This is a genomic window from Streptomyces griseoluteus (assembly GCF_004784465.1).
GTDB lineage: Bacteria > Actinomycetota > Actinomycetes > Streptomycetales > Streptomycetaceae > Streptomyces > Streptomyces griseoluteus.
On sequence record NZ_SRRU01000006.1, the window covers coordinates 1 to 13,543 of the forward strand.

5 protein-coding genes, 1 tRNA gene and 1 rRNA gene are annotated in these 13,543 nt (G+C 70.2%); 6 read left to right on the forward strand and 1 reads right to left on the reverse strand.

Features of this window, described 5'->3' with window-relative positions:
• The first annotated feature begins 3 nt into the window (after positions 1–3).
• The 3 genes from rrf (at position 4) to E5082_RS17205 (ending at position 1,067) form a co-directional block, all read left to right on the forward strand.
• Positions 4–120 (forward strand): 5S ribosomal RNA (gene rrf / locus E5082_RS17195).
• Positions 121–243: 123 nt separating this feature from the next.
• Positions 244–909 (forward strand): DegT/DnrJ/EryC1/StrS family aminotransferase, encoded by a 666-nt coding sequence (locus E5082_RS17200; RefSeq protein WP_135792492.1) that lies wholly within the window; start codon positions 244–246, stop codon positions 907–909.
• A gap of 85 nt (positions 910–994) precedes the next feature.
• Positions 995–1,067, forward strand: a tRNA-Thr gene (locus E5082_RS17205).
• Between the two features lie 86 nt (positions 1,068–1,153).
• Here the strand turns inward: E5082_RS17205 and E5082_RS17210 are convergent.
• A complete protein-coding gene (locus E5082_RS17210; protein WP_135792146.1) occupies positions 1,154–3,910 on the reverse strand; it encodes a SpoIIE family protein phosphatase in 2,757 nt (918 codons plus the stop codon).
• A 323-nt stretch (positions 3,911–4,233) separates the two neighbouring features.
• On the opposite strand from E5082_RS17210, the gene E5082_RS17220 reads away from it, so the two are divergent.
• From E5082_RS17220 to E5082_RS17230, 3 genes are all read left to right on the forward strand, one after another.
• Positions 4,234–9,693, forward strand: a complete 5,460-nt coding sequence (locus E5082_RS17220; RefSeq protein ID WP_135792147.1) for a HAMP domain-containing protein — start codon at positions 4,234–4,236, stop codon at positions 9,691–9,693.
• 241 nt (positions 9,694–9,934) lie between these two features.
• Entirely contained in the window at positions 9,935–10,612 is a 678-nt protein-coding gene (locus tag E5082_RS17225; RefSeq protein ID WP_135792148.1) for a response regulator, read from the forward strand.
• Positions 10,613–10,737: 125 nt separating this feature from the next.
• Positions 10,738–13,440, forward strand: coding sequence for a DNA translocase FtsK (locus E5082_RS17230; protein WP_190045299.1), 2,703 nt, complete (start codon positions 10,738–10,740; stop codon positions 13,438–13,440).
• Positions 13,441–13,543 lie beyond the last annotated feature (103 nt).

Genomic DNA, 13,543 nt, shown 5'->3' on the forward strand with positions numbered 1-13,543 from the left:
TGTTTCGGTGGTCATAGCGTGAGGGAAACGCCCGGTTACATTCCGAACCCGGAAGCTAAGCCTCACAGCGCCGATGGTACTGCAGGGGGGACCCTGTGGGAGAGTAGGACGCCGCCGAACTAATTTTGATAAAAAGGGTTGGTCCCTGAACTTCGGTTCAGGGACCAACCCTTTTTTGTTTTGTTTTTCGTAACTTGGCGTTCACGTCGTCCACCGAGCATGTGCCGCATGGGTACCGCAGCAATGCTCAGGGCCGCCGGCGTGGGAGCCGGGGACGAAGTCGTCGTACCTGCCTTCGGGAACGCCGAAGTCGCCGAGGCGGTCGCCCTGTTGGGCGCGCGGCCGGTGTTCGCCGACATAGATCCGGTCACCTACTGTCTGGACGCGGGCTCCGTCGCGGCCTCCGTGACGGACCGGACCGCGGGCGTCGTCGTGGTCCACCGGTTCGGCCGGCGGGCCGATGTGACGCCGCTGCGGGAACTGGGCAACCGGCACGGGCTGTTGGTGCTGGAGCGGGGTGAAGCCGACGCTCCGGGCGAGGAGTTGGTGCGGCGCCGGGAACGGGCCGCCTATCTGGACGCCCGGCTCAAGGGAGTTCGGACGCCGGACAGCGGGGACGGGCACACCTATCAGCAGTACGTGGTCCGGGTGCCGGGGAACGGGCGGCCCGACCGGGACGCGTTCGCGCGCGCCCTGCGGGCCAGGGGAGTTGCCTGCCGGATTCCCGTACAGACGCCCGCGCACCGGCTGCCCGGGTTCCGGCGTCCCGGCTGGACGCTGCCGGAGACCGAGCTGGCGGCGGACGAGACGCTCGCGCTGCCTGTCGACCCGGCCCTCACGAAGCGGGAGATGCAGCGGATCGTCGCCGCCTGCAATGCTCTTGGCGGACTGCTCCAGCCCGCTTTCTGAACAAGCGGCGAACGGATTTGGGAAGCCGAGCCCCTTCAGGGTACGATCTTCTTGTTGCCGCGAGGGAAACCTCGAAAGCGACAAGGCCCCCATAGCTCAGTCGGCAGAGCGTCTCCATGGTAAGGAGAAGGTCAACGGTTCGATTCCGTTTGGGGGCTCCGCAAGAAAGGCCCCACCCGTTTCGGGTGGGGCCTTTCGCATGTCCGCAGGTCCGGCCCGCCCGGTGGGGGCGGACCGGACGACCTCAGTCCTGCTGAAGCCCCGGAACCCGCATCGCCAGGATGGCCATGTCGTCCGAGGGGGCGTCGGAGGCGAACCGCTCCACGGCGCGCAGCACGCGCGCCGCGACCGCGCCGGCCGTGAGCCCCGTACAGGTCGTCAGGACGTCCGCGAGGCCGTCGTCGCCGAGCATGCGGGTGCCTTCGCGGCGTTCGGTGACGCCGTCCGTGACGCAGAGGAGGACGTCACCGGGGTCCAGGGTGACCGTCTCCTCGTACAGCTCCAGGTCCTCGATGACGCCGAGGAGGGGCTGGGGTTCGGCGGCCGCGGTGACTGTGCCGTCCTGGCGCAGGCGCAGGGGGAGCGGGTGGCCGGCGCAGACCACCTTCAGTTCGGCGCCGCCGTCCTCCTGGGGGCGCAGCTCGCCGTAGAGCAGGGTCAGGAAGCGGCTGCGGTCGCCCTCGTCGAGGATCGCGGAGTTCAGACGCTCCAGGACCGCCGGGCCGCTGAGGCCCTCGCGGGCCAGCAGGCGCAGGGCGTGCCGGGCGAGGCCGGTGACGGCGGCCGCGTTGGGGCCGGTGCCGCAGACGTCGCCGATGGCGAAGCCGTACGCGCCGTCGCCGATGGGGAAGAGGTCGTAGAAGTCACCGCCGACCTCGTTGCCCTCGCCCGCCGCGCGGTAGATGACGTCGACCTCGACGCCGTCGATGGGCGGGAGGCCGGGGGGCAGGAGGCTGCGCTGGAGGGACTGGCTGATGGCCGTGCGCTCCGAGTACAGGCGGGCGTTGTCCAGGGCCAGGGCGGCCCGGCGGGACAGGTCCTCGGCCAGTTCCAGGATCTCCTGGCGGAAGTGTTCGTCGGTGGGCTTGCCGAGGGTCAGCATGCCGATGACGCGGTTGCGGGCCACCAGGGGCAGGACGACGGTCTCGCCGCCGACTGCCGAGGCCGTCGCCAGGGTCGGGCCGATGCTGGAGGCGAGCTGCTGGGTGGGGCCGCCGGAGAGGCCGAGGCTGCGCATGGAGCTGCGCAGGGCGGCCTGGTGGGCGACCTCGCCGGGCAGCGGCCAGACGCGCGCGCCGGGGGTCAGTACCGGGTCGGGCGGCGGGATCTTCGACAGCAAGGACTTGATGCCGTCGATGAACTCCTCGTCCTCGTGCAGGACGTACGAGAGGTACGGGTCGGCGGACTGCTCGCTGATCGTGTAGACCGCGCACCAGGTGGCCAGGGTCGGCACGGTCATCTGGGCCATCAAAGCGAGGGTCTGGTCGCGGTCCAGGGTCCCGGCGAGCAGGTCGGACGCCTCGACCAGGAAGCTGAGCGAGCCTCGGCGCAGCCGCTCCAGCTCGCCGAGGCGAGCCGACTCCACGGCCAGCGCGATGCGGTCGGCGGCGAACTGGAGGCGCAGCGCCTCCTCGTTGGAGTACCGGCCCGGTGCCTCGGCCGCGACGCCGAGGGAGCCGGTGAGGCGGCCCTCGACCTTGAGCGGCACGGTGACCACCGAGCGCATGCCGGTGCCGGCCAGGAGCGGCACGGCGGCGCTGGGGATGGCGTTCAGGTCGTCGTGGACGGCGGGCATGCGGGCCGAGCCGTAGCGGCCGGGGCCGGCCTCCACGGGGACGCGGGCGAAGCGCTGGCGGGTGGAGGGCAGGCCGGTGGAGGCGCGGACCTCGAGTTCGGTCTCGTCGTCGGTGGCGAGCAGCAGGAAGGCGGAGTCGCCGTCGAGCATGTCGCGGGCGCGCTCGACGGTGCGCTGGAGGAGTCCGTCCAGGTCGTCGGGGGCGGGGGAGCCGATGAAGACCTCGAAGGGGTCCGCGTTCGGGCCGTCGGAGCCGCCCTGGTCGCCGGTGGGGACGCGGGAAGGGGTCTGGAGTACGGCGCGCTCGTGGTCGCGGACCAGGAGGCAGACGGTGGAGGGCTCGCCGCCGGTGTCCCGGACGCGCAGGTGGGAGGCGTAGACGGGGGAGACGCGACCGTCGGCGCCCCGGACGCCGTAGCTGCCCTCCCAGCGGGAGAGCTGGAGGGCCTCGGCGATGCCGGTGCCGGTGCCGGGGGTGTGCGGCCAGGCGGCGAGGTCGGTGAGGGGCTTGCCGACGACCTCGTTCGCCGGGTAGCCGAAGAGTTCCTCGGCGTCCTCGTTCCAGGCGCTGATGCAGCCCTTGCGGTCGATCTGGAGGACGGCCACGCGGACCCGGCTGTCGGCCAGCGGGAGCAGGTCGGGCGGAAGGGCCGGTCCGGCGGCGCGGGTGCCCACATGGCGTTCGGGCGGGTCGAGCTGGAACCAGACGTTCTTGTGCGTGGGGGTGTATTCGACGCCCCAGCGGGTGGCGAGCGCGGCGCACAGTTGCAGGCCGCGGCCGCCCTCGCGGTCGGGGCTGCCCATGACGGCGTGCGCGCTCTGGAGCGGGACCTCGCGCTCGGGGTAGCGGTCGGAGACCTCGACGCGTACGCCGTGGTCGGTGCGCAGGCACAGGACCTCGGCCTCGGTGCCCGCGTGGACCACGGCGTTGGTGACCAGCTCGCTGGTGAGCACCACGGCGTCGTCGACGATGTCCGCGAACCCCCAGCCCTGGAGGGTGTCGCGGACGAAGGCGCGGGCGGTCGCGACCGAACGCCCGACGGGCTCGAAGCTGGCGGCCGCGCGGGCGGTGATCACGGAACTCCTTGCTCTGTCGTCGACGTGCGTGGCCGGCGGGCCGGCCGGTCCGGACCGCTGCTGCGGGGTCCGCTCGCCCTTCGGCCGTGGCTCCGGGGGAGGTCCCCCCGAGTTCAGTCCGGTGGTCATCCTCTGCGGCCGCCCCTCCGATGCCCGTGTCGTACTCGTGCCGCCGCCCAGGCCGGTCGGGCCGGTGCGGCTGGACAGCCGGATGCAAGGTTACTTACCTTCGCCGTCGCAGTGGATGCCGGTCGCCGGTGATTACCCCCCACGGTGTGCGAACCGTGTGCGAAGCTGCCGAACTGTTATGGCCTGGTTCGGCAGGGGTGAAACACTGGGCAGGATTTTGATGAAGGTCGGTCCGGGCTGCGTGCGTTCCGTGCGCGAAGGGCAGCAGCCCCAGGACGCGGCCGGGCACGGCAGTGGCGGTCTACCCCTCCGGGAGGGACACAGTGGAGTCTGGCGCAGCGACGCGGGGCAATAAGACGCGCGCGAAGGGCCGGCCGTCCCCGCGCAGGAGCGGTGGCGTCACCGAGGTGGACACGGCTGCCCTGCACCGGTTGCTCGCCGCGCTGGAATCCATGCGCGACGGGAACTTCCGCAAGCGGCTCACGGTGTCCGGCGACGGTGTGATGTCGGAGATCGCGGCGGTCTTCAACGAGGTGGCCGACCGCAATCTGCATCTGACCGGTGAGCTGGCGCGGGTGCGGCGAACGGTCGGCCGGGAGGGCAAGCTCACCGAACGGCTGGAGACGGGCGCCTGTGAGGGCTCCTGGGCGGCGGCGGTGGAGAACTCCAACGCGCTGGTCGACGACCTGGTGTGGCCGGTGTCCGAGGTCAGCCGGGTGCTGACGGCGGTCGCGGAGGGCGATCTGTCGCCGCGCATGGACCTGCGCACCGAGGCGCCGGACGGGACCGGGCATCCGCTGCGGGGCGAGTTCCTGAAGGTCGGCCGGACCGTCAACAACCTGGTCGACCAGCTCTCCACCTTCACCGACGAGGTCACGCGGGTAGCCGTCGAGGTCGGCACCGACGGCAAGCTCGGCGGGCAGGCGAAGGTGCGGGGCATGTCGGGTTCCTGGAAGGACCTGACGGAGTCTGTCAACACGATGGCGAACCGGCTCACCGCGCAGGTGCGGGACATCGCGCTGGTGACCACGGCGGTCGCGGGCGGCGATCTGTCGCGGAAGGTCACCGTGCAGGTGGCCGGCGAGATGCTGGAGCTGAAGAACACCGTCAACACGATGGTGGAGCAGCTCTCCTCGTTCTCCTCCGAGGTGACGCGGGTGGCCCGCGAGGTGGGTACCGAGGGCATCCTGGGCGGTCAGGCGCAGGTGCCGGGCGTGGCCGGGGTGTGGAAGGAGCTCACCGACTCCGTCAACACGATGGCCGGCAACCTGACCCTTCAGGTGCGCGGGATCTCCCAGGTGACGACGGCCGTGGCCAACGGTGACCTGTCGCAGAAGGTGACCGTGCCCGCGCGGGGCGAGGTGGCGCAGCTCGCCGAGACGATCAACCAGATGACCGAGACGCTGCGGATCTTCGCGGACGAGGTCACGCGTGTGGCCAACGAGGTCGGTGCCGAGGGGCGGCTCGGCGGGCAGGCGAACGTGCCGGGTGCGGCGGGCACGTGGAAGGACCTGACGGACTCCGTGAACACGGTGTTCCGGAACCTCACCACCCAGGTGCGGGACATCGCCGCCGTGACGACGGCCGTGGCCAGCGGTGACCTGTCGCAGAAGGTCACCGTCGACGTGGCGGGCGAGATGCTGGAGCTGAAGAACACCGTCAACGGGATGGTGGACCAGCTCTCGGCGTTCGGTGCCGAGGTGACGCGGGTCGCGCGGGAGATCGGTGTCGAGGGTGAGCTGGGCGGCCAGGCGCAGGTGTCGGGCGCGGCCGGTACCTGGAAGGACCTGACGGACTCGGTCAACACCGCGTTCCGGAACCTCACCGGTCAGGTGCGCAACATCGCCCAGGTGACGACGGCGGTGGCCAACGGCGACCTCTCGCAGAAGGTCACCGTGGACGTCTCCGGTGAGATGCTCCAGCTCAAGAACACCGTGAACACGATGGTGGACCAGCTCTCCAGCTTCGCCGACCAGGTGACGCGGATGGCCCGTGACGTGGGCACCGAGGGCCGCCTCGGCGGTCAGGCCCGGGTGGACGGGGTGTCGGGCACCTGGAAGGAGCTGACGGACTCCGTCAACTTCATGGCCGGGAACCTCACCTCCCAGGTGCGCAACATCGCCCAGGTGACGACGGCGGTCGCCAACGGCGACCTCTCGCAGAAGATCGACGTGGACGCGCGCGGCGAGATCCTGGAGCTCAAGAACACCATCAACACGATGGTGGACCAGCTCTCCGCCTTCGCCGACCAGGTGACCCGGGTGGCCCGTGACGTGGGCACCGAGGGCCGCCTCGGCGGTCAGGCGCAGGTGCCGGGCGTGGCCGGGGTGTGGCGGGACCTCACCGATTCGGTGAACGGCATGGCGGGGAACCTCACCGCCCAGGTCCGCAACATCGCCCAGGTCGCCACCGCGGTCGCACGCGGTGACCTCTCCCAGAAGATCACCGTGGACGCGCGCGGGGAGATCCTGGAACTGAAGAACACGCTGAACACGATGGTGGACCAGCTCTCGTCGTTCGCGCAGGAGGTCACCAGGGTCGCCCGTGAGGTGGGTACGGAGGGCATGCTCGGCGGTCAGGCCGAGGTGCAGGGTGTCTCCGGCACCTGGAAGGACCTCACGCAGTCCGTGAACTTCATGGCCAACAACCTGACGATCCAGGTGCGCAACATCGCCGAGGTCACGACGGCCGTGGCCAAGGGCGACCTGTCGAAGAAGATCACCGTCGACGCCAAGGGCGAGATCCTCGAACTGGTCACCACGGTCAACACCATGGTCGACCAGCTCTCCAGCTTCGCCGAGCAGGTGACGCGGGTGGCCCGTGAGGTGGGTACCGAGGGCATCCTGGGCGGGCAGGCGCACGTACCGGGTGTCACGGGCATCTGGAAGGACCTGAGCAACAACGTCAACCTGATGGCCAACAACCTGACCATGCAGGTGCGGAACATCTCCCAGGTCGCGTCCGCGGTGGCCAACGGTGACCTGACGCGCCAGGTCACCATCGAGGCGCGCGGTGAGGTGGCGCAGCTCGCCGACACCATCAACACCATGGTGAAGACGCTGAGTTCGTTCGCCGACCAGGTCACCAAGGTGGCCCGTGAGGTGGGTACGGACGGCATTCTGGGCGGTCAGGCGCACGTGCCCGGTGTGGCGGGCACCTGGAAGGACCTCACCGAGTCGGTGAACGGGATGGCGTCCAACCTGACTGGCCAGGTGCGCAACATCGCCATGGTCACGACGGCGATCGCCAAGGGCGACCTGACCAAGAAGATCGACATCGACGCGCGGGGCGAGATCCTGGAGCTGAAGACGACGATCAACACGATGGTCGACCAGCTCTCCAGCTTCGCCGAGGAGGTCACCCGCGTCGCCCGCGAGGTGGGCACCGAGGGCCAGCTCGGCGGCCAGGCCCGCGTGCTCGACGTGGACGGCACCTGGCGGGACCTGACGGAGTCGGTGAACGAGATGGCCGGGAACCTGACCCGGCAGGTGCGCGCCATCGCCAAGGTGGCGACGGCGGTGACCCGCGGCGACCTGAACCTGAAGATCGACGTGGACGCGTCCGGGGAGATCCAGGAACTCCAGGACTACATCAACAAGATGATCGCCAACCTGCGCGACACCACGATCGCCAACAAGGAGCAGGACTGGCTCAAGGGCAACCTCGCCCGGATCTCGGCGCTGATGCAGGGCCGCCGGGACCTGGAGGACGTCGCCTCGCTGATCATGAGCGAGCTGACCCCGGTGGTCTCGGCGCAGCACGGCGCGTTCTTCCTGACCATGCCGTTGCTGGACGGCCAGGATCTCACCGGGGACGGCGAGGAGGAGTACGAGCTGCGCATGCTCGGCTCCTACGGCTGCTCCACGGGCGCCATGCCGACCTCGTTCCGGCCCGGCGAGGGGCTGATCGGGACGGCCGCGCAGGAGAAGCGGACGATCCTGGTCAGGGATGTGCCGAGCGGCTATCTGAAGATCTCCTCGGGGCTGGGGGAGGCCCCGCCGGCGCAGGTCATCGTGCTGCCGGTGGTGTTCGAGGGCAATGTGCTGGGGGTGATCGAGCTGGCGTCGTTCACGCCGTTCACGCACATCCAGCGGGACTTCCTCAACCAGATCGCGGAGATGATCGCCACCAGCGTCAACACGATCTCCGTCAACACCAAGACCGAGCAGTTGCTGAAGCAGTCCCAGTTGCTGACCGAGCAGCTCCGGGAGCGCTCGGCGGAGCTGGAGAACCGGCAGAAGGCGCTGCAGTCCTCCAACGCCGAACTGGAGGAGAAGGCCGAGCTGCTGGCCCGGCAGAACCGGGACATCGAGGTCAAGAACACCGAGATCGAGGAGGCCCGGCAGGTCCTGGAGGAACGCGCCGAGCAGCTCGCTGTGTCGATGCGCTACAAGAGCGAGTTCCTCGCCAACATGTCGCACGAGCTGCGTACGCCGCTCAACTCGCTGCTGATCCTGGCCAAGCTGCTCGCCGACAACGCGGAGAGCAACCTGTCCCCGAAGCAGGTCGAGTTCGCCGAGACCATCCACGGCGCCGGGTCCGACCTGCTCCAGCTCATCAACGACATCCTGGACCTGTCCAAGGTCGAGGCCGGCAAGATGGACGTCTCCCCGACGCGGATCGCGCTGGTCCAGCTCGTGGACTACGTGGAGGCGACCTTCCGCCCGCTGACCGCCGAGAAGGGCCTGGACCTTTCGGTGCGGGTCTCGCCGGAGCTGCCCGCGACCCTGCACACCGACGAACAGCGCCTCCTCCAGGTGCTGCGCAACCTGTTGTCCAACGCGGTGAAGTTCACCGACTCCGGCTCGGTGGAGCTGGTGATCCGGCCCGCCGGCACGGATGTGCCGCAGACCATCCGGGAGCAGTTGCTGGAGGCCGGGGCGCTCACCGATCCGGACGCCGATCTGATCGCGTTCTCGGTCACCGACACCGGCATCGGCATCGCGGCCAGCAAGATGCGGGTGATCTTCGAGGCGTTCAAGCAGGCCGACGGCACGACCAGCCGCAAGTACGGCGGCACCGGCCTCGGCCTGTCGATCTCGCGGGAGATCGCCCAGTTGCTCGGCGGTGAGATCCACGCGCAGAGCGAGCCGGGGCGCGGGTCCACGTTCACGCTCTACCTGCCGCTGCACCCGAGCGAACTCCCGCCGCAGGGCTACCAGCAGTCCGTGCCCCCGCTGGAGGCCGGAGAGCTGGTCGCCTCGGAGGCGCATCTGTCGGCCAAGCTGACGGACCCCAGGGCCGAGACGCCGGCCGAGGTGACGTCGTACCGGGAGACGCAGAACGGGCCCGCCGCGCTCTTCCGGCGGCGGCGCCGGAACCTGCCCGAGGCCGAGCCGCGGCCGGAGCAGCCGATCACCGTCGAGCAGCCGGAGGACACCGAGCGCCCGGTGCGCGCGGTGCGGTTCGGCGGCGAGAAGGTGCTCATCGTCGACGACGACATCCGCAACGTCTTCGCGCTCACCAGCGTCCTGGAGCAGCAGGGCCTGTCGGTGCTGTACGCCGAGAACGGCCGCGAGGGCATCGAGGTCCTGGAGCAGCACGACGACGTGGCCGTGGTGCTGATGGACATCATGATGCCCGAGATGGACGGGTACGCGACCACGAACGCGATCCGCAGGATGCCGCAGTTCGCCGGGCTGCCGATCATCGCGCTGACCGCGAAGGCGATGAAGGGCGACCGGGAGAAGGCGCTCGAGTCGGGTGCCTCCGACTACGTCACCAAGCCGGTCGACCCCGATCACCTGCTGACCACCATGCGACAGTGGATGCGGCCGGAGTGACGCTACGACAGGACCGGTCGCGGGGGCGCGGTGCACAGCGCGGGCCAGGTGTGGGAACCTCGGATTCCGGGAACCTTCCAGGCTCTGCCCGCGTTTGAACTGTGTGCACCGTGACATCGCGGTGACAGGGTGTGGCGACGGGCGGGGTGCGGCTACGATGACCGGCACAAGGACGGGCGGCGAAAGGGAGTCGTCCCCTGGGGCGGCGCCCGGTGTACCGCCGGGGCGAGGAGGGCGGGCCATGGTGCAGAAGGCCAAGATCCTCCTGGTCGATGACCGGCCGGAGAATCTGCTGGCGCTGGAGGCCATCCTCTCTGCGCTCGATCAGACGCTGGTGCGGGCATCTTCCGGGGAGGAAGCGCTCAAAGCACTGCTCACGGACGATTTCGCGGTCATCCTGCTGGATGTCCAGATGCCGGGTATGGACGGCTTCGAGACGGCCGCGCACATCAAGCGGCGGGAGCGGACCCGGGACATCCCGATCATCTTCCTCACCGCGATCAACCACGGCCCGCACCACACCTTCCGGGGTTACGCGGCGGGCGCGGTCGACTACATCTCCAAGCCGTTCGACCCGTGGGTGCCGCGCGCCAAGGTCTCGGTGTTCGTCGAGCTGTACATGAAGAACTGCCAACTGAGGGAGCAGGCGGCGCTGCTGCGGCTCCAGTTGGAGGGCGGGCAGAAGGACACGGTCGACAGCAAGGAGCCCGCGGGGCTGCTCGCGGAGCTGTCCGCCCGGCTCGCGGCCGTCGAGGAGCAGGCCGAGGCGCTCTCCAAGCAGTTGGACGACGAGTCCGCCGACGCGGCGGCGGTGGCCACGGCCGCGCACCTGGAGCGCAAACTCACCGGTCTGCGCCGGGCGCTGGACGCCCTGGAGCCGGGCGCCGACGGCTCCGCCGCACTCCCTCCGCAGAGTTGACGCCCCGCCGGATCTCCGGCCTGCCATGAGCGGGCGTCAATTCGACGCCCCGCCAGGGGCGACACGAACGGGTGAAGCAGTGGGCACACGTGTCCGCTGTCGTCTCCCCCGGTAACCTCCATCCCATGGCCTCACGTCCCTCCGCAGCCAAGAAGCCGCCCGCCAAGAAGGCGGCCGCTCCCGCGAAGGCTCCGGCGAGGAAGGCGGCCGCCAAGAAGGCCCCGGCCAGGAAGGCGCCGGCCCGCCGGGCTCCGGTCCGCAAGGCACCGCCCAAGCCCGCGCCGAGCCCCACCGGCGGCCTGTACCGACTCGTCCGCGCCGTCTGGCTCGGCATGGCGCACGCGGTCGGTGCCGTCTTCCGGGGCATAGGGCAGGGCGCGCGCAATCTCGACCCGGCCCACCGCAAGGACGGGATCGCGCTGCTGCTGTTCGCCGTCGCGCTGATCGTCGCCGCCGGCACCTGGGCCGACCTGAGCGGACCCGTCGGGGACCTGGTGGAGATCCTGGTCACCGGCTCCTTCGGCCGCCTCGACCTGCTGGTGCCGATACTGTTCGCGGTCATCGCCGTCCGGTTCATCCGGCACCCCGAGCAGCCGGAGGCCAACGGCCGGATCGTCATCGGCCTGTCCGCCCTCGTCGTCGGCGTGCTCGGCCAGGTGCACATCGCCTGCGGCTCGCCCGCGCGGGACGACGGCATGCGGGCCATAAGGGACGCCGGCGGCCTCATCGGCTGGGCGGCCGCCACCCCGCTGACGTACACGATGAGCGAGGTGCTCGCCGTACCCCTGCTGGTACTGCTCACCGTGTTCGGGCTGCTCGTGGTCACCGCCACCCCGGTCAACCACATCCCGCGCCGGCTGCGCGCCCTCGGCATCCGCCTGGGCGTGCTGCACGACTACGCGGCCGACCTGGACGACGTCGAGGGCTACGACGAGCAGTGGCGCGACGAACCGCCCGCCCGCCCCCGGAGCCGCCGCGGCGGCCCGCAGACGTACGACCCCGACGCCGCCGAGGACGAGGCGCTCACCCGGCGCCGCCGCCCCCGCCGGGCCGCGCAGTCCGAGCCGCGCGAGATGGACGCGATCGACGTGGCCTCGGCGGCCAACGCCGCGCTCGACGGCGCCGTGCAGCACGGCATGCCGCCGTCCCCGGTCGTCGCCGACCTCACCCAGGGCGTGAGCGTGGGGGACCGCGAGGAGACCACCCCGGTCCCCGTGCCCTCTGCGGCGCCGTCGTCCAAGCCCGTGCCGGGCAGGAAGAACACCGACTCCGGCGTCCTCGACCTCACCAAGGCGCCCCCCGAGGTGCCCCGCGAGATGCCCGCCCGCGCGGAGCAGCTCCAGCTCGCCGGGGACATCACCTACTCGCTGCCCTCGCTGGACCTGCTGACCCGGGGAGGCCCCGGCAAGGCGCGCAGCGCGGCCAACGACGCGATCGTGGACTCCCTGCGCACGGTGTTCTCCGAGTTCAAGGTGGACGCCGCCGTCACCGGCTTCACCCGGGGCCCGACGGTCACCCGTTACGAGGTCCAGCTCGGCCCGGCCGTGAAGGTCGAGCGGATCACGGCGCTCGCCAAGAACATCGCGTACGCCGTCGCCAGCCCGGACGTGCGGATCATCAGCCCGATCCCCGGCAAGTCGGCGGTCGGTATCGAGATCCCCAACACCGACCGGGAGATGGTCAACCTCGGTGACGTGCTGCGGCTCGCGCAGTCCGCCGAGGACGACGACCCGATGCTGGTGGCGTTCGGCAAGGACGTCGAGGGCGGCTATGTGATGCACTCGCTGGCCAAGATGCCGCACATGCTGGTCGCCGGCGCCACCGGCTCCGGCAAGTCGTCCTGCATCAACTGCCTGATCACCTCGATCATGATGCGGGCGACCCCCGAGGACGTCCGGATGATCCTGGTCGACCCCAAGCGCGTCGAGCTGACCGCCTACGAGGGCATCCCGCACCTGATCACGCCGATCATCACCAACCCCAAGCGTGCCGCCGAGGCCCTGCAGTGGGTGGTGCGCGAGATGGACCTGCGTTACGACGACCTCGCCGCCTACGGCTTCCGGCACATCGACGACTTCAACCGTGCCGTCCGCGAGGGGAAGGTCACCCCGCCGCCGGGCAGCGAGCGCGAGCTGCAGCCGTACCCCTATCTGCTGGTGATCGTGGACGAGCTGGCCGACCTGATGATGGTCGCCCCGCGTGACGTCGAGGACGCGATCGTCCGCATCACCCAGCTCGCCCGCGCCGCCGGTATCCACCTGGTGCTGGCCACCCAGCGGCCCTCGGTGGACGTGGTCACCGGTCTCATCAAGGCCAACGTGCCCTCCCGGCTGGCCTTCGCCACCTCCTCGCTGGCCGACTCCCGCGTCATCCTCGACCAGCCCGGCGCCGAGAAGCTGATCGGCAAGGGCGACGGGCTGTTCCTGCCCATGGGCGCCAGCAAGCCGACCCGTATGCAGGGCGCGTTCGTGACGGAGGAAGAGGTCGCGGTCGTCGTCCAGCACTGCAAGGACCAGATGGCGCCGGTCTTCCGGGACGACGTCACCGTGGGCACCAAGCAGAAGAAGGAGATCGACGAGGACATCGGCGACGACCTCGACCTGCTGTGCCAGGCGGCCGAGCTGGTGGTCTCCACGCAGTTCGGGTCGACGTCCATGCTCCAGCGCAAGCTGCGCGTCGGCTTCGCCAAGGCGGGCCGGCTGATGGACCTCATGGAGTCCCGGAACATCGTCGGACCCAGCGAGGGTTCCAAGGCTCGTGACGTTCTCGTGAAGCCTGACGAACTGGACGGCGTGCTCGCCGTGATTCGCGGGGAGTCTGACGGTTAGGGCTTCGGGCCACCCGGCGTGTCGGGACTGCGCCGGGTGGCGGCACCACCGTGATCCACCCGTTAAACATCGGCGGGCAACCGTTTCCCTTCGCAGTACGTCA

Coding starts and splice junctions, on each gene's coding strand:
- E5082_RS17200 (WP_135792492.1), top strand. CDS start 244: ATGCTCAGGGCCGCCGGCGTGGGAGCCGGGGACGAAGTCGTCGTACCT.
- E5082_RS17210 (WP_135792146.1), bottom strand. CDS start 3,910: ATGACCACCGGACTGAACTCGGGGGGACCTCCCCCGGAGCCACGGCCG.
- E5082_RS17225 (WP_135792148.1), top strand. CDS start 9,935: ATGGTGCAGAAGGCCAAGATCCTCCTGGTCGATGACCGGCCGGAGAAT.
- E5082_RS17230 (WP_190045299.1), top strand. CDS start 10,738: ATGGCCTCACGTCCCTCCGCAGCCAAGAAGCCGCCCGCCAAGAAGGCG.